This window comes from Chitinophaga filiformis (genome assembly GCF_021646545.1).
In the GTDB taxonomy this organism is placed as follows: domain Bacteria; phylum Bacteroidota; class Bacteroidia; order Chitinophagales; family Chitinophagaceae; genus Chitinophaga; species Chitinophaga filiformis_A.
Window position 1 is genome coordinate 91,528 of record NZ_JAKIRP010000021.1, and the last position, 17,534, is coordinate 109,061.

General features: G+C 47.5%; 16 protein-coding genes. 8 read left to right on the plus strand and 8 right to left on the minus strand.

Translation table 11 applies throughout. From position 1 onward, the window contains the following. Nucleotides 1–205 precede the first annotated feature (205 nt). The 7 genes from L3C95_RS32140 to L3C95_RS32170 all read left to right on the plus strand — a co-directional run bounded on the left by L3C95_RS32140 (nucleotide 206) and on the right by L3C95_RS32170 (nucleotide 7,517). Entirely contained in the window at nucleotides 206–1,564 is a 1,359-nt protein-coding gene (locus L3C95_RS32140; RefSeq protein WP_236394810.1) for a pyridoxal-phosphate dependent enzyme, read from the plus strand. A 27-nt stretch (nucleotides 1,565–1,591) separates the two neighbouring features. Beyond that, entirely contained in the window at nucleotides 1,592–2,413 is an 822-nt protein-coding gene (locus L3C95_RS32145) for a helical backbone metal receptor (RefSeq protein ID WP_236394811.1), read from the plus strand. Nucleotides 2,414–2,656: 243 nt separating this feature from the next. Next, a complete protein-coding gene (gene fbaA, locus L3C95_RS32150) occupies nucleotides 2,657–3,724 on the plus strand; it encodes a class II fructose-bisphosphate aldolase (RefSeq protein ID WP_236394813.1) in 1,068 nt (355 codons plus the stop codon). A 209-nt stretch (nucleotides 3,725–3,933) separates the two neighbouring features. Beyond that, nucleotides 3,934–4,782 carry an acetyl-CoA carboxylase, carboxyltransferase subunit beta gene (gene accD, locus L3C95_RS32155; RefSeq protein ID WP_236394815.1) on the plus strand — a complete coding sequence of 283 codons (849 nt, stop codon included), beginning with the start codon at nucleotides 3,934–3,936 and terminating at the stop codon, nucleotides 4,780–4,782. Between the two features lie 110 nt (nucleotides 4,783–4,892). Then, a complete protein-coding gene (gene smpB / locus L3C95_RS32160; RefSeq protein ID WP_236394816.1) occupies nucleotides 4,893–5,333 on the plus strand; it encodes an SsrA-binding protein SmpB in 441 nt (146 codons plus the stop codon). A 20-nt stretch (nucleotides 5,334–5,353) separates the two neighbouring features. Continuing rightward, nucleotides 5,354–6,490, plus strand: a complete 1,137-nt coding sequence (locus L3C95_RS32165; RefSeq protein WP_236394818.1) for a hypothetical protein — start codon at nucleotides 5,354–5,356, stop codon at nucleotides 6,488–6,490. Between the two features lie 532 nt (nucleotides 6,491–7,022). After that, nucleotides 7,023–7,517, plus strand: coding sequence for a hypothetical protein (locus L3C95_RS32170; protein ID WP_236394820.1), 495 nt, complete (start codon nucleotides 7,023–7,025; stop codon nucleotides 7,515–7,517). A gap of 11 nt (nucleotides 7,518–7,528) precedes the next feature. On the opposite strand, the gene L3C95_RS32175 is transcribed toward L3C95_RS32170, so the two are convergent. Continuing rightward, nucleotides 7,529–8,170 (minus strand): START domain-containing protein, encoded by a 642-nt coding sequence (locus L3C95_RS32175; RefSeq protein ID WP_236394822.1) that lies wholly within the window; start codon nucleotides 8,168–8,170, stop codon nucleotides 7,529–7,531. Nucleotides 8,171–8,353: 183 nt separating this feature from the next. Here L3C95_RS32175 and L3C95_RS32180 point away from each other — a divergent pair, with 183 nt between their 5' ends. Next, nucleotides 8,354–10,765: an ABC transporter permease gene (locus L3C95_RS32180; RefSeq protein WP_236394824.1), complete on the plus strand. Its 2,412-nt coding sequence runs from the start codon at nucleotides 8,354–8,356 to the stop codon at nucleotides 10,763–10,765. On the opposite strand, the gene L3C95_RS32185 is transcribed toward L3C95_RS32180, so the two are convergent. From L3C95_RS32185 to L3C95_RS32215, 7 genes are all read right to left on the minus strand, one after another. After that, nucleotides 10,762–11,160 carry a hypothetical protein gene (locus tag L3C95_RS32185; protein ID WP_236394826.1) on the minus strand — a complete coding sequence of 133 codons (399 nt, stop codon included), beginning with the start codon at nucleotides 11,158–11,160 and terminating at the stop codon, nucleotides 10,762–10,764. The genes L3C95_RS32180 and L3C95_RS32185 overlap by 4 nt on opposite strands. A 67-nt stretch (nucleotides 11,161–11,227) precedes the next feature. Next, complete coding sequence (locus tag L3C95_RS32190; RefSeq protein ID WP_236394828.1) at nucleotides 11,228–12,256, minus strand: LLM class flavin-dependent oxidoreductase; 1,029 nt, start codon at nucleotides 12,254–12,256, stop codon at nucleotides 11,228–11,230. Between the two features lie 40 nt (nucleotides 12,257–12,296). After that, a complete protein-coding gene (locus L3C95_RS32195) occupies nucleotides 12,297–12,851 on the minus strand; it encodes a YceI family protein (protein WP_236394830.1) in 555 nt (184 codons plus the stop codon). A 196-nt stretch (nucleotides 12,852–13,047) separates the two neighbouring features. Further along, nucleotides 13,048–13,500, minus strand: coding sequence for a ribonuclease HI (gene rnhA, locus L3C95_RS32200; protein ID WP_236394832.1), 453 nt, complete (start codon nucleotides 13,498–13,500; stop codon nucleotides 13,048–13,050). 33 nt (nucleotides 13,501–13,533) lie between these two features. Further along, nucleotides 13,534–15,171, minus strand: a complete 1,638-nt coding sequence (locus L3C95_RS32205) for an acyl-CoA carboxylase subunit beta (protein ID WP_236394834.1) — start codon at nucleotides 15,169–15,171, stop codon at nucleotides 13,534–13,536. 272 nt (nucleotides 15,172–15,443) lie between these two features. Further along, a complete protein-coding gene (locus tag L3C95_RS35170; protein WP_236394836.1) occupies nucleotides 15,444–16,139 on the minus strand; it encodes a C40 family peptidase in 696 nt (231 codons plus the stop codon). Nucleotides 16,140–16,151: 12 nt separating this feature from the next. Continuing rightward, the gene (locus L3C95_RS32215) at nucleotides 16,152–17,333 is read right to left on the minus strand and encodes a CapA family protein (RefSeq protein ID WP_236394838.1); all 1,182 of its coding nucleotides are present in this window, start codon (nucleotides 17,331–17,333) and stop codon (nucleotides 16,152–16,154) included. Nucleotides 17,334–17,534: the final 201 nt, after the last annotated feature.

Consider the following 17,534-nt stretch of genomic DNA (forward strand, 5'->3'; position numbering starts at 1 on the left):
AAACAGCACAGGGAATTGTTATAAGTCCACATCAAAGGCATATCAAAGGCATATCAACGCCATGGTAAACGCATATTACCAATACGGGAATCATCCGCGGCAATAGCCCTCCGTAGGTGGGCTGTGTTTGTAGCGCGGCGGTATCAGCCAGGACAACGTGACAACCGGAAATTCCTTACTTTCGCCAGAGTCCAACAAGATTCATATGAAATTTTGCAACAACATACTCGAAACAATCGGAAACACCCCCCTCGTTAAATTACACCGCGTTACCGCCGGCCTTCCATGTCCGGTACTGGCAAAAGTTGAATTTTTTAACCCCGGCAACTCTATCAAGGACCGTATGGCCGTAAAAATGGTCGAAGAGGCAGAGAAACAGGGCCTGCTGAAGCCCGGCGGCACCATCATTGAAGGAACATCCGGTAATACCGGTATGGGCCTGGCACTGGCCGCAGTGATCAAAGGATATAAATGCATCTTTACTACCACAGATAAGCAATCCAAGGAAAAAGTAGATATACTGAAAGCGGTAGGCGCAGAAGTGATCGTTTGCCCTACGAATGTAGAACCCGAAGATCCCCGTTCCTATTATTCAGTAGCTCGCAGGCTGGCGAAGGAGATCCCGAATGCGTTCTACGTGAACCAGTACGACAACCTGGCCAACAGGGACGCTCACTATGAGCAGACCGGCCCGGAGATCTGGGAACAGACGGACGGAAAGATCACGCACCTGGTGGTGGCCACCGGCACCGGAGGTACCATTACCGGCGCTGGTAAGTTCCTGAAAGAAAAGAATCCGAACATCCAGGTATGGGCAATAGATAGTTACGGCTCCCTGCTGAAGAAATACCATGAAACCGGCGAACTGGACATGACCGAGGTTTATCCTTACATCACGGAAGGTATTGGCGAAGACTTCATTCCGCAGAACTACGATATGGGCGTGATCGATCATTTTGAAAAAGTGACCGATAAGGATGGTGCTGTAATGGCCCGCCGCATTTCCAAGGAGGAAGGCATTTTTGTAGGCTACTCTGCAGGATCGGCCATATCGGGCTTAATGCAGCTGAAAAGCAGGTTGAAACCGACTGACCTGGTAGTAGTTGTTTTCCATGACCATGGCAGCCGTTATGTAGGGAAGGTCTACAATGACCAGTGGATGATGGAGCGTGGCTTCCTGGATGTGAAGACTGTGAAGGATGTAGTGAATGGCCGCCGTAATCAGCCGCTGGTAACGATTGACCAGGAGGAGAAAGTGAGTGAGGCCATTGTGAAGATGAAGAAGTACGACATTGAACACCTGCCGGTACTGCATAATAACCAGATCGTTGGGGCTATTTCCGAAGGAGGACTTTTCAATCGCCTGATCGACGATGTGAACCTGAAAGACGCCCAGATCAAACAGGTGATGCAGGCTGCTTTCCCGGAAGTGAGCATGGATACGCCGATAGAGAAACTGAGCGTTTACATCAACAAGGAGAACGGAGCAGTGATTACCAAAGATGATGGCGGCAAACCGCATATTGTGACGAAATACGACATCATTCAGGCCCTTGGAAGTTGATAAACTACTAAAAACAACAGGCAGCTGATGCCGGCAACAAATACTTACAATGACCAGCTGGGACGGGAAGTGAGCATCGCTTACCCGCCCCGCCGGATCATCTCACTGGTTCCCTCGCAAACAGAATTACTGTACGACCTCGGACTGGATGAAGAGGTGATCGGCATTACAAAATTCTGCATTCATCCGGAGGCATGGTTCCGGCATAAGACACGCATAGGCGGCACTAAACAACTGCACCTGGAAGAAATCCTGGCCTTACAGCCCGACCTGGTGATTGCCAATAAGGAGGAAAATACTGCTGAACAGGTGCAATTCCTGATGCAGCACGTACCGGTATGGGTCAGTGATATCCAATGCCTGGAAGATGCGCTGGATATGATCAGGAGCATCGGTAACATCACCGGTAAAATAGAACGCGCTGCTGAAATAGCCGGCAATATCGACCTCAGTTTCAGACAACTGGCCACAACATTGCAGGCCCGGCCACCATTGCACACCGCTTATTTCATCTGGCGGGAACCGTGGATGGTAGCGGGCGGCGATACTTTCATCCATACCATGTTGGCGTATTGCCGGCTGGAGAATGTTTTTGCCGGGACGGCACGTTACCCGACCATTGACCTTGACCAACTGAAAAGCAATTGCCAGCTGATATTGCTTTCTTCCGAGCCTTACCCATTCAAAGAGAAACATATCAGAGAGTTGCAGGATGTACTGCCAGGCGTTCGTATTGAACTGGTGGACGGAGAAATGTTTTCCTGGTATGGCAGCCGGCTGGAGAAAGCGGCTGTGTATTTACATGAATTCAGGCAAAAGCTGGAAGAATTGCCTCATAGGGTATCCTGACAGGCGATACAAGGAGAACAACCTCAGACAACCGGAAGAGAGCGTAGGATGCATCGCACAATATCGAATTATAAGGGCCAAATCAATGACCAGCAATAAGAATTTGCCTCAAAAAATGACGAATTCATATAAAAATCACCAGATTTTTTGTGATTCATACAATTCTAAATCAGAAATCTACTATAATAGTTAATCTTTAGTACTTATATTTGCGTTCCTTAAATGTAAAACAATCCGAAAGCTATGGGAAAATACAGAGCTGGCGTGTTATTCGGCGAAGAGCTGGATGCGCTGTACAATGATGCCAAGAATAACGCATGGGCAATGCCTGCTGTTAACGTAGTAGGTACCAATTCCGTAAACGCAGTACTGGAAACCGCTGCCAAAGTAAATTCACCTGTAATTATTCAGTTTTCCAATGGTGGCGCGCAGTTCTTTGCGGGTAAAGGAATGCCGAACGACAAACTGCAGGCAAATATAGCCGGTGGTATTTCCGGTGCAAAACACGTACACGAGGTGGCAAAATACTATGGCGTTCCTGTAGTACTGCACACCGACCACGCTGCTAAAAAATGGCTGCCATGGATCGACGGTCTGCTGGATGCTGGTGAAGCGTTCATGAAACAGACTGGTCAGCCACTGTACAGCTCCCACATGCTGGACCTCTCCGAAGAGCCACTGCACGAGAATATAGAAACTTCCCTGAAATATTTCGAGAGAATGAACAAGCTGGGTATGTCCATCGAGATCGAACTGGGCGTAACTGGTGGTGAAGAAGATGGCGTGGACAACTCCGGCGTTGAAAACCACAAACTGTATACACAACCTGAAGAAGTAGCTTACGCTTACGAAACACTGTCTAAAGTAGGTAGCCGTTTCACTGTAGCTGCTGCATTCGGTAACGTACACGGTGTATACTCTCCAGGTAACGTGGAACTGCGTCCTGTGATCCTGCACAACAGCCAGGAATTCATCCAGAAGAAACACGGTACTGCTCCTAAACCGGTATACTATGTATTCCATGGTGGTTCCGGTTCACCTAAACACCAGATCAACGAAGCACTGGGTTACGGTGTGATCAAAATGAACATCGATACCGACATGCAGTGGGCATTCTGGGAAGGTGTACATGACTTCTACGAAGCGAAGAGAGATTATCTGCAGGGCCAGCTGGGTAACCCTGAAGGTGCAGATAAACCAAATAAAAAATACTATGACCCACGCGTATGGCTGCGTAAAGGCGAAGAAACTTTCGTTAAACGTCTGGAAGAAGCCTTTGCTGACCTGAACTGTCTGAACAGGAACGCATAATCCGCGAAGCGGTACAATTTATCGATCCTCAGGAAGTCATTCCTGAGGATTTTTTTGTAAATACACTTTTATTATAGCACTTATATATATATCTTTCCAATCAAATTATTGGTTGCCAGGTACTTTAAGTATAAATCTCGGGGTAGAATACTTTGGAAGTTAATATAATTTGTATCTTGCACAACTATTTTGTAACCTAATAGCACAATATGTCAAGCTGGTTTAAGCGCATTAAACAAGGCATTCAAACGTCTACAAGTGAAAAGAAAGAGGCGCCGGATGGGTTGTGGCACAAATGTCCTAACTGCAAAAAAACCTCTACAGTAAAGGATCTGAAGGAGCACTATTATGTATGCGACAAGTGTAATTACCACAATCGCATTAATTCGGCTGAGTATTTCGAAATACTATTTGACAATAATCAGTTCGAAGAGCTTTTTGAAAACATCTATCCGAAAGACTTTCTCGGATTTAAAGACCTCAAGCCTTATGGTGCGAGACTGGTAGATGCACAGAAGAAGTCAGGACTGAAAGATGCGATGCGGGTAGGTGCAGGTAAGGTACAGGGTAACGACCTGGTGATCGCCTGTATGGACTTCGCCTTCATTGGTGGATCCATGGGTTCCGTAGTAGGTGAAAAAATCGCCCGTTCTATCGATCATTGTATCGCAAACAAAATGCCGTTGATGATCATCTCCAAATCAGGAGGCGCCCGTATGATGGAAAGCGCTTTTTCCCTGATGCAGATGGCAAAAACGTCCGCAAAACTGACACAGCTGGCAGAAGCAAAGCTGCCTTATATTTCCCTGATGACAGACCCTACCACCGGTGGTGTGACGGCGTCTTTCGCAATGCTGGGCGACCTGAATGTTGCAGAGCCTAAAGCACTGATCGGTTTTGCCGGTCCGCGTGTTATCAAGGAAACAATTAAAAAAGACCTGCCTGAAGGTTTCCAGAGTGCAGAATTCCTGCTGGAACATGGCTTCCTGGACCTGATCATCGACCGTAAGGAGATGAAACAACGTCTGGCAGTGTTATTGGAATTATTTAAACACTAAGCACCAAAACTGAAGAAATCAGGAAATTAGGAATTAAGGATTGGAATTGGGGCAGCGCTTCCGGATTTCAATTTTTAATTCCTAATTTTTAGCTCCTAACTAATAAGAAGATGGCAGCAGAACTCAAGAACAGATCGGCATATTTCGAGTACGCAATAGAGGATAAGTATATTGCCGGCATGGTGTTGACAGGCACAGAGATCAAGTCCATCCGTGGAAGCAGGGTAAGCTTCAACGATTCATTCTGCTATTTCTCAAAAGGAGAATTGTTTGTTAAAAGCCTGCATATCGCCGAGTATTCACACGGCACTTATGCTAATCATGATCCCCTGCGTGAACGCAAGTTACTGCTGACCAAGCGGGAACTGCGGAAACTTGAGAATAAGATAAAAGAACGCGGCTATAGCATTATCCCGCTTCGCATTTTTATTACCGACAAAAGCCTCGCAAAGATCGAGATCGGCCTCGGTAAAGGTAAAAAGCTGCATGATAAACGTGAAAGCATTAAACAGCGTGAAACGGACAGGGAGATCAGAAGGTTCCTGAAATAAGAAAATTTATATTCGAGCATATGCAAAACCGTTTCTGGTGGCTCATAGCCCCTATCCTATTGATCCTGTCCTGTAAATCGGGTGAAAAACTCTACAACAAAGGCCGCTACGATGAAGCGGTAATGTCGTTCGTAAAAAAATTACAGAAAAGACCTGAACACACTGTCTCACTACAACTACTTCCTCAGGCCTATTCACAGGCCCAACGTTCCCACGAAGATAAAGTCAATGGCTACATGGTCTCCAACGACCCTTTGAAATGGGAATACATCCGCTCGGAATACCGTGCGCTCCAGCGTCTGTACGATGGCATCCATGCCTCTCCTGCAGCCCTGGCCATTGTAAAACCGAAAGATTATCGGAATGCCATTACCGGCGCCCAGGAAAATGCGGCCCAGGTAAGGTATGACAGAGGCGTCTCCCTGCTTGAACAGGGCGATAAAGCCGCCGCCAGACAAGCCTTTGATGAATTCCAGGCCGCCCTGAACCTGATCCCTAACTACCGCAATTCGGCGCAGCTCATGGACGAATCTTACCAGAGAGGCCTTGTGAATGTGGTAGTGAGACACGTAGACGTGCGCTCTCCCTACTATCAGTTCAGCGCCGACCAGTTCCGGGATGTACTGATCCGTAACCTGCAACAGCGGAACATCAACCGGTTTGTGAAATTTACGGACGAGCGCATCGCCCGGAACAATAAAATACAACCCGACCAGTTCCTGGAAATGAGTTTCAACGATTTCGTAGTAGGACAAACCTACGTAGACCGCTCAGAAAGAGAAGTGTCCAAACAGATCGTCGTGGCAACTGTAAAAGACAGCACTGGTAAAGCTACTATCAATCGCTATGGCACCGTAAAAGCCAAAGTGTACGTTGTAAAGGCGACCGTTGTATCCAAAGGCCTGCTGGACTATCAGCTGATCGATGTGGCGACTAACAATATCATCCGTACCGACAGACTCCCGGGCAGCTACACCTGGCTGAATCAATACGGGTATTTTAAAGGTGACGAACGTGCGCTGAGCGATGAGGACAAGGCGCTGATGGTTGGAGAAGACGTAGCTCCACCTCCTCCGCAGGAATTGTTCCTGCAGTTCACCAGACCGATCTATGATCAGCTGACACGTGATATGCAGAATATCTACAACAATATGTAAGGAGAGATCCCAGGTGTAATCTCAGTAGAGATGCAACCGCGGAACGGAACATCATTCTATAAACAATAGGCTCGCCGCGGCGGGCCTATTGTTTATAACGCGGGGTGAAACCCCGTCAACCGCGAGGAACCACTGCCCCGGGAAAACCACGGGAAACCAGGCCCACCCGGCGCCCCCCCACAACCATCGCCATCAACAAAACACAATAGGACTCCGTCAGGAGTCCAGTGTTTGTAGCGCGGGGTGAAACCACGGGGAAACCACGGGAAACCGCGTCCCGCCGGGAAACCCCGGGAAACCGCGTCCCCCGAAAACCACGGGAAAGCCACGCCCCACGGAACCCCGGCGACCAACGCCCCGCGGCAACCATCGCCATCAACAAAACACAATAGGACTCCGTCAGGAGTCCAGTGTTTGTAGCGCGGGGTGAAACCCCAGGGATATAAATAATAAATTAATATGTATATTTGCAAACGCAAACAGGTCTGCATCAGCCTGTTACCACAACAACAATATAGCAAACCATAGATCAATGAAAAAACTCGCATTGTTCCTGCTTGCGGCAAGCACTTTTGCCAGCGCATGCAGAAAAGACGGGCAAGTGGAAAAGGAAAATGAAGTCAGACCAACAGGCGGGGAATTTACGATAGAAGGGAAATCTTACCTGTCCGACTATACTTACTGGACAGGTAATGACGGATTAGTACTCACCAATGTTCCGCAAGCTCCCACATATATTCAAAACGCTGTACAGATCTTCGTTGACAGCCTTTATTTCTCTCATAAGTATACGTACCTGGATCGTAATGACGCTGCTTACGATAAAAGAAAGCATTTTTCCAATGCGGTAGTAAAGTATACGCCCAGCGGCATATATGGTAATGGATTTGAGATTACGGGTGTAACAGCAGGCACTATGAATGTCAGCAATAACGGAGAAACCTTCACAATAGATTTCGACATCACCGTAGCTGGCCGACAAATGCAGGGCACTTATGTAGGGAAAGTTGCAGGGAAGAAATTTTAATCAGGTAACCGTCAGTTCTTTATAAAGGCATACTGCACTTTCTTGTACTGCGGTTTGTTGATCTGGGTTTTCAGTTTCCTGAAAGACTCCATCGGGCCTTTGGTGGCAAACAGGTTCACCAGCCAGGCAGGAATGCTTCCACCAGGATCAGCCTCCAATGTATACTCAATATTCACTGTATTGTTCTCTCCGGGCGCAATGATCCATTTTCCGGAAGAACGTGTTACACGTACAATACCGCTTTTCTCCGGCATATAGTCCGGTACTACAGGACCGTCAATAGTCACTATTTTGGTACGTGGGTCCTGCTTCGCCGTCAGATGACAAACGAAATCCCTGTTACTTAGCGGCCAGGGCAGTCCAACTTCGGAATAGTAGTAAACCTCAGCGGGAGATACCTGTTTCAGTAAAGTGCTCGATTTAGTGCTGTACAGCCATTCAGTGGCCGTATTCACATCCATAATCACCGCTACAAACTGGGACAAAGTAGCTGGTAAAGAACACTTTACCCTGATGCCCTTGTAATTAGAGTTTTCTATAGTCTTGGTATAGATGGCGATGCCATCTTTGTTACTCTTTAATGTCCAGGTTTCCTGTCCAAAACTCACCAGGCTGAAAAGCAGGGCCAGGCTAACGATCGATAAATGTTTCATGTTCATCTATAGGTTGAAATCCGTCACAAAACTACCGAACTACGGCGAACTTTTTTAAAAGTGGACAGATATTGTATTAAAAACGGACATTTTGGTCCTTACCCCTATAAATACTTTACTGATTATTAACGCATTAACAATCCGGCACTTACTTGGATGATACTTAGTATATTTCATCATTGTATGTTAAAGAGTTATCTTAAAATAGCCTTACGCAACCTGTGGAAGAATAAGATCTTCACCACCATCAACATAGCCGGTCTCGCACTGGGAATGGCCTGCGCCCTGCTCATCATATTTCATGTAAAACAGGAACTGAGTTATGACGAGGGGTACTCCAAAGCCGACCGCATCTTCCGTGTCACCTTACAGGGTAAGGGAGAAGGCGCCCGTCACTGGGCTGCCACCTCTTTTCCTACCGGTCCTGCCCTGCAGGAAGAATTTCCTGAAGTGGTTAATATCGTACGCTTTCACCGGCCCTACCCGCTCCAGGTGTTCAGTTACACTGCTCCCAATGGCGTTATAAACAAGTTTGAGGAGAAAAACGGCTTCTTCGCCGATCCAACTGTAACGGACGTATTTGACCTGGATTTTGTGGCCGGAGATAAGGCTACGGCACTGCAGGGGCCTGATAACATTGTTATTACAGAGAAAATGGCACAGCGGTACTTCGGCGACACCGATCCTGTTGGCAAAGTACTGCGCGATGATGTGAACAACGCTCCCTTAAAGGTAACAGGCGTCATCCGCGAGCATACTTACCCATCCCACCTGCAGTTTGATTACCTGCTGTCGATGGCTACCATTCGCCATCATCAGAACGATCAGTCGCTGGCTAACAGGACCTGGAATGGCTTTTACACCTATGTAGTGCTGGACAAAGCCGCTTCCTTTGAAAAGGTAAGATCGCGCCTCAATGATCTTACCGTAAAATTTTTTCTGCCAACGGGTGAAACACGTGAAGAGATATTGGCAGACAGGGAGATCGGTCTGCAACCCATCACCGACATCCACCTCCACTCCAAGCTGGAGAAGGAAATGGCGCCTAACAGTGACATTACCTATGTCAGGATCTTTTCCCTGGCAGCCTTATTCATACTACTCATAGCTGCAGTCAATTTTATCAACCTCTATACCGCGCAAGCCTTCGGCAGGATGAAGGAAATAGGTATGCGCAAAGTAGTAGGCGCTACACGGCAACAGGTGATCATACAGATCCTGGCAGAATCGTTAATAACCTCGCTGGCCGCCAGTGTATTGGCTTTGATCCTGTTCAAAGCAGCGATCCCTTTCTACAACGTAATAGCATCCCGCTCACTTTACGCCGGTGAACTTTTCACCTTTTCGAATCTCGGCATCATTGCATTACTGATCATCTTTATCGGTTTGCTGGCCGGAAGCTATCCTGCGTGGAGTGTGGCGCGCTTCCATCCTGTTACAGCACTGAAAGGCAAGGGTACGCCGGGATCTTCTGTGAATGCGATCAGGAAAGGACTGGTGATTTTTCAGTTTGTAGTATCCGTGTTTATGATCATCAGTACGATCGTGATCTACCGGCAGATCAGATTTTTCCATGACAAGGACCTTGGGTTCGACCGCACTCAACTTGCGGCTGTCACTATCTACGGACCTATGTGGCAACGCTTCGGTTCACTGATCAATGACATTAATCAAAGCCCTGATATAGCCGATTTCTCTATAGTTTCCACACTTCCCGGCGACCGGTTCAGTTCACAGCCTTTCATGCCTTTGTCTTCAGATCCCAAACAGGAATTTGACAACAGCCGCATCATGTGGTCGGACGAACGGCTTCTACCGACGCTGCAGATCCCTTTGCTGGAAGGCAGGAACTTTCTCAACCAGATGCCGGCAGTAAAGCACAAAGAGTATATCATCAATGAATCAGCAGTGAAGGCTTATCACCTGACATCGCCCATCGGTGAGCGTTTCGTGCTCGATGGCGATACCGGCACTGTGGTAGGTGTAGTGAAGAATTTCAACTTCGCATCCCTGCATACGCCTGTAGATCCGCTGGTGATCAAATATGACCCTTATCGCGCCAATTATCTGCTGTTGAAAATAAGGCCCGGACGTATACAGCCCGCCCTTGCTTTCATGGAGAAGAAAATAAAGACGCTGACACCAACCGGTACATTCACGTATACCTTCATTGACGATAAACTTAACCGGCTCTATGCATCTGAGAATCAGATGAGCACTATATTCAAAGCCTTCGCGGCCTTTGCAATATTTATATCCTGTATGGGCCTGTTCGGATTATCGGCTTATGCCGCACAATTGCGCATCAAAGAAGTGAGCATAAGGAAAGTACTGGGTGCGTCGTCTTCCTATATCGCATTATTGCTTTCGAGGGATTTTGTAAAACTGGTATTCATCGCTATTCTTTTGTCCTGCCCTATAGCCTGGTGGGCCATGGATAAATGGCTCAATAATTTTGCTTACCGCATTCCGATCAGTGGCTGGATGTTTGTACTGGCAGGTGTATTTGCGTTGGTGGTGGCAGTACTGACGGTAAGCTATCAGGCGCTGAAAATAGCGCTGACAAATCCGGTGAAGTATTTAAAAGCGGATTAAGGAGTGGAGTTGGATTCTTCCTGCAGCAACCACTTCAAATATCGCTTAAGTGACCTGAAATTGAGGATCGTAAACAGGAGCAATAGCCCAAGCGAGAGGAATTCAAGCCGGTATTCTATTCCGAAAAAGATATTTGTTGAGAAAACCGTGCGCGTAGATGTGAAGACAATCCAACCGAAAAGCCCGGCCACCAATACGGCCAGTGTAATCAGTTTCCCTATCCGGGGATTAAAGCGCATTATAACTATGCTTGACAGCACAGCGCCGATACCGATGTAGAATTTACTGTCGTTATTCACTACATAATTCGTTGTGTTAATCAGATACAACGTGTAAAGCTGTACCACCAAAAGGATTAACGGGATAACATAATCAAGGAATTTTCCTGGTTTCATCAGGTTCAGGGTATTTCAACTAATATACTAATACTTTCCCTAAATCTGATGAACCAGGAATCATTTATTATTTGGCATTTACCAATGACTTCAGCTTCTTTCCTATCAACTCAATAGCATTCATCAATTTCTCATGCGATACTTCCGCAGAGTCCATCTGAAAAGTAAGCCTGGATATGCCTCCCAGCGCATTGGCATGACGCAATACCTTTTCCGCGATCTCTTCCACTCCGCCTACCAGCAAGGCGCCTGTGGGACCCATCTGGCTCATAAAACGTTCTTTCGTCATCGGAGGCCAGCCACGTTCCTTTCCCACTTTCGTCATGCTGGCAGCATAGCCTGGATAGAAATCTTCTATTGCCTGTTCAGTCGTCTCAGCCAGATATCCCAGGGAGTGCAGACCTACAGTCAGCTTTTCAGGCGCGTGTCCTGCCCTTCGTCCTGCTTCCCGATAGAGATCTATTAGCGGACGGAAACGGTGTGTTTCCCCGCCGATGATCGCTACCATCAATGGTAATCCCAGTGCTCCTGCACGTACGAACGATTGCGGTGTTCCTCCCACGCCCAGCCAGATCGGCAATTGTTCCTGTATTGGTCTTGGGTAAACCGGCTGGTTCTTTAATGCAGGCCTGAATTTACCTGACCAGGTCACATATTCATTGTCTCTTATTTCCAGTAAGAGTTCCAGTTTCTCCGCGAAGAGATCATCATAATCATCCAGGTTGTAACCGAACAAGGGGAAAGCATCTGTAAATGAGCCTCTGCCTACCACCATTTCCGCACGGCCACCGGAAATTAAGTCCAATGTAGCGAAGTTCTGAAATGCCCTGACCGGGTCTATTGCGCTTAATACCGTCACTGCGCTGGCCAGCTTTATCCGCTTTGTACGGGAAGCGGCCGCCGCCAGTATATGTGTAGGCGCTGCGTCCAGGAAGCCTTTCCGGTGATGCTCACCAATACCAAATACATCCAGGCCCGACTTGTCCGCGTGTTCCATTCTTTCCAGCAACTGGAACATCGCGTCCTTGTCACTCAATGCTGCCGCCGCGTTGTCGGTAAACCGGGCTGCAAAACTGTCTATTCCTATTTCTATCATATCTTTTATCAGAGAAAATTCTATTTAGCTGTTCCTGGTATTACTGCGCCACTGCAACCAATACAGGTTCAGTCACCTTTACCAGCTGGATCTCCATATGCAGTTTCACCTCATCACTCAACACAATACTGCCTGCTTCTGTAGCTGCATTCCAGCGTAGACCATAATCAGCGCGGTGCAGGCGTCCCTTGATGGAAAAGCCTTCTTTCTCCTGGCCATAAGGATCTGTCACAACACCATTACGCACTACCTCCAGTTCAATTGCATGTGTATGCCCTTTGATGGTAAGGTCTCCCACCACCTTATAATCTTCCTCAGTAATCTTTTTGATCTTTTTAGATACGAAAGTGATCTTCGGATGATGCGCTGTGTCGAAGAAATCGCTGCCTCTTAAATGCTCATCCCTTTGTTTATTCAGGGTGCTGATACTGTCTGTAGCTGCTTCAAAAGTAATGCTTGCATCGTGGAAATCCTCGCTGTCGGTCTCTATACTTCCGGTGAACTGTGTAAAATAGCCACTCACGTTAGTGATCATCAGGTGCTTTACTTTGAATCCAATTTCGCTGTGTGATTCATCAATCTTCCAGTGTGTCATAACTTAGTCGTTTAAGGCATTGATTTAATACCCTAAAAGTAAGCAGCGATATGCTTTCAGTGGTTGCACAGAATTTTGTTATTGGTGGACTAATTTCGACAAATCATTAAATAAATGTTAAAGAGAAACGCAAAAAGGGCCATTCGCAATAGCGAACAGCCCTTCAATATCTATAAACGTTTATGATCAGATAACACTATCCTTCAAAACCAACATCTTCCAGCCAGTTACCACTATCTGCGGCCTGCGTGGCCAGTTCATCACAACGGTTGTTCATGGGATTTGTAGAGTGTCCTTTTACCCATTGAAACTTCACCTGATGTTTCTTGAAAGCAGGAATGAAACGTTGCCAGAGATCCTTGTTCTTCTTGTCTTTAAAACCGGTCTTCACCCAGCTCCATAACCAGCCTTTCTCAATACTGTTGACCACATACTGGCTGTCTGTGAAGATCTTCACCTGCAGTCCATCTTTTTTCAGGGCTTCCAGGGCCACGATCACGGCCATGAGCTCCATCCTGTTGTTGGTGGTGAGACGGTATCCTTGTGATAATTCCTTGCGGACGCTGTTCCACATCAGGATAACGCCGTAGCCACCAGGGCCAGGGTTACCACGGGAGGAACCGTCCGTGTAAATAATAACTTCCGACATAGCGGGCAAAGATAAGGATTAAGCGCTATGCTTTTACACCTGGAAAACGCCTAAGCTGAACGTATCTTCCACAGGTGCATTATTGGCCGCTGCAATGCTTTCGGAAAGTATGTTACGTGTATCCAGCGGATCTATGATCTCATCTACCCACATACGTGCCGCTGCATAATAAGGAGTGGTCTGGCTGTTATAGCGTGCTGTGATCTCGTTGAGCAGGCTTTTCTCCTGTTCCGGGGTGATCTCCTCACCTTTCGCCTTCAGGGAAGCCACCTGTATCTGCAACAGGGTCTTTGCGGCCTGCTCGCCGCCCATTACCGCGATCTTAGCGTTAGGCCATGCAAATATGAACCTGGGATCGTAAGCCTTACCACACATGGCGTAGTTGCCCGCGCCATAGGAATTGCCCACTATTACAGTGAATTTGGGCACAACGGAATTAGCTACTGCATTCACCAGTTTGGCCCCGTCTTTAATGATGCCGGCATGTTCGCTGCGACTGCCTACCATAAAACCGGTCACATCCTGCAGGAACACCAGCGGTATCTTCTTCTGGTTACAGTTCATGATAAAACGGGCGGCTTTATCAGCGCTGTCGTTATAGATCACGCCTCCCATCTGCATTTCCCCCTTTTTACTTTTGACCATCTTACGCTGGTTGGCCACGATGCCCACTGCCCAGCCATCAATACGGGCATAGCCGCAGAGGATCGTCTTGCCGTAATCTTCCTTATACTGGTCAAACTCCGAGCGGTCTACCAGCCGGTGGATGATCTCCAGCATATCATACGGACGGGTACTGTCTTCAGGGATCATACTGTATAATTCTGCCGGGTCCTTCTCTGGCAGCGCTGGAGTAGCACGGTTGAAGCCTGCACTGGCAGGTTCGCCTATCTTACTGACGATCTTTTTGATATGATCCAGGCATTCCTCATCCGTATCAAATTTGTAGTCGGCAATACCGGAGATCTCGGTATGGGTCACGGCGCCTCCAAGGGTTTCGGCATCAACGGTCTCTCCGATAGCCGCCTTCACCAGGTAAGGGCCTGCCAGGAAAATAGAGCCATTGCCTTCCACCATCAGCACTTCATCGCTCATAATAGGCAGATAAGCGCCGCCGGCCACACAGCTGCCCATTACAGCGGCGATCTGGGTGATGCCCATAGCGCTCATGCGTGCATTGTTGCGGAAAATACGGCCGAAATGCTCTTTGTCGGGGAATATTTCATCCTGCATAGGCAGGTATACGCCGGCACTGTCTACCAGGTAAATGACCGGCAACCTGTTTTCCATCGCGATCTCCTGGAGGCGCAGGTTCTTCTTTCCCGTCATAGGAAACCAGGCGCCTGCTTTTACCGTCATATCATTTGCCACGATCATACACTGACGGCCGCTGATATAACCGATGCCACCTACGGTGCCGGCTGCAGGACAACCGCCATGTTCGGGGTACATTTCATAGGCCGCAAAGGCGCCTATTTCGTTAAATGGAGTGTCTTTGTCCAGAAGGTAGGCAATACGTTCACGCGGGGTTAATTTGCCTTTCTGGCGGACTTTTTCGAGGTTCTTTTTGCCTCCTCCCTGTTCTATGACGGAGAGGCGTTGTTTTAGCGCGCTGAGAGATCTGCGCATCGCATCTTCGTTCCGGTTCATGTCCAGTTGCTGTGCATCCATATGATTGTTTTTGGTTCACGACCTTTTATTGGCCGTGACTAAAAATAAGGAAAAACAGCATGTCATCTGCACATCCGGCAGCCGGGTAGCGCGTCTTTTGGTAAAATATTTTTCCAGCCATCGCCCTCCGGACGAAAGAAAAAATGAAACGGCCTTTTTCCCTGTGCCAGATCAGCATCAGATATATCCAATATCAGACTACCACAGGTACGCGAGATCTCACCTGTGTTTATTGCGGGATATTGATATTTTTAAGAGAATGTGATTACAGCTTAATAATCGCTCGAATTACCCTCCTGCGCCGGTGGTACGACCATGTTGGTAGAATCTACCTGGATCACTCTGCGGGCGGCGATAAAGCGTTTCTTGTAATACTCGCTGTTGGTGATATCGACAATATTCACCCCCTGGTTGCTGGAATGGATCATCAGCACCTTACCGTTGTCTACTTTATAGACACAGCCTACATGTGCGATCCTTTTCACTTTGGATTTGGTGCTTCTTCTGCCGGCAAAGAACAGCAGATCGCCGGGACTCCAGTCGGAGGGGGTAATGATATTACCCAGTGAGCTCATATCGGCCGCAGTACGGGGCAGGGTCATACCGATAACGGAGAACCCGAACTTCATCAATCCACTGCAATCAAAGGCGAAAGGCCCGATAGCGCCGCGGATATATGGTTTGCCCAACTCGGCCTCCAGGACAGCAAGCAGCTGCTTGATATTGGTTTTAAGACCGGAAGTATCGTATGTATTGAGGGTGATGTCGGAATTAGGAAAATATAAACTATCAGGCAGCGGCGGTGGCGTCACCACTTTCTTATGAGCAACAGGCTTGCGGACGGTTGCTTTTTTATGATAGGCAGTATGTTTCTTTACTGGTACGTGTTTAACTGGTTTCTTCTTTACTTGTGCGCCTGCTGTGGCGATGCTGGCAATGGATATGATTATCGGCAATAACTTCTTCACAGTAACAAGGTTTTAATCAAATGTCCCCGCCTCCACCTCCGAGTATTTGAAGTCCTCAACAGATAAGGTACGGATCATTTTGAAAGCTCTCAATGTTGTATCCGGTTTAGGTATGCCTTCCCCCTCTTGCAGGAAAGAAAACACTTTATGCTCCACCAGGTTTCCCTCACTGGTGATTTTTACCTGCAGCAAAGGTGCAATATTATTGGGATATTTTAAATTGAATTGATGATAAGTTGCAAAATTTCCTAAGCTGTAAGCAATTAATTTTCCTTTGTATGTCTCCATACCCCTTACCACATGGGGACCGGAGCCGATTACGAGGTCTGCTCCCTCCTGAATACACATATGTGAAAAATGTCTTACATCTCCCCTGTTCTGTCCGTAGAAGAACTCCCTGCCTTTAGGCGTGTGCATGCGGGCTGAGCCTTCCGCGCCACCATGGAAGAATACCACCAGCAGCTGGCAGAGGGGACGTACCTCAGCAATAGTTGCCCTTACGAGGGAGTCGTCGTTCATGTCCAGGCAATTGCTGTGAGGAGCGAAGGATACGAAACCTATCCTGGTATTCCTGACGGTCAGGGTATCAAAACGGCGCTGCGGCACACCACTCGTCTTAATATTGTTACTATCCAGGAATGCCAGGGTATGTTTCACTCCCGCCATACCAAAATCGAAAGAGTGGTTATTGGCCATGTTCAGGTATTCAAAACCGGCCTCCTTGTACCAAATGGCACACTTATAGGGCGTGCGGAACGCGAAGCACTGGCTGGGATTGGGGCCACAGTTCTTGTACACTTTAGCACTATCGGAGACTGCGCTTTCCAGGTTGCCGATACGCAGGTCTGTCTGCTGTAAAAGCGGCATCGCGTGTTGGAGAATATTCCCTTCTTCTGCCGGCGGCAGAAAAAAAGCGGAAGGATAGGAAGAACCTACCATCATATCTCCCACTATAGAAAAACTGATCGTATCAGGTAAAGTATCGGTATTGTTACGGGAAGCGAAAACTTTATTGCCCGCCAGCGAATATCCATTTGTTGCCCCTATGCCTCCTGTATCAACCAGCTGTTGGAAAACATTCTGCTTAAACCATGGCACATCCCTCCTGTTTCCTGACAACATGTACGCCATTGAAAAGAATATGACAACATTGAAAGAAAATAAATAAATGCTCTTTTTGGCACGCTTCGGCATACAGTAGATAATATATTAAAATTGAAATTCAGTCGCTTAATAAACAATAATGTTGTCCAAGGGGAACAATAAGATATTCAGAACATCCTCTTTATGCATTCACGAACCGTCCCTTAGGGGTTTACGGCAGCAAATATATATTAATCCTCTTGTAATTTACAATAAGCATGCCGGTCCCTGATCATCGGAACCGGCATGCAA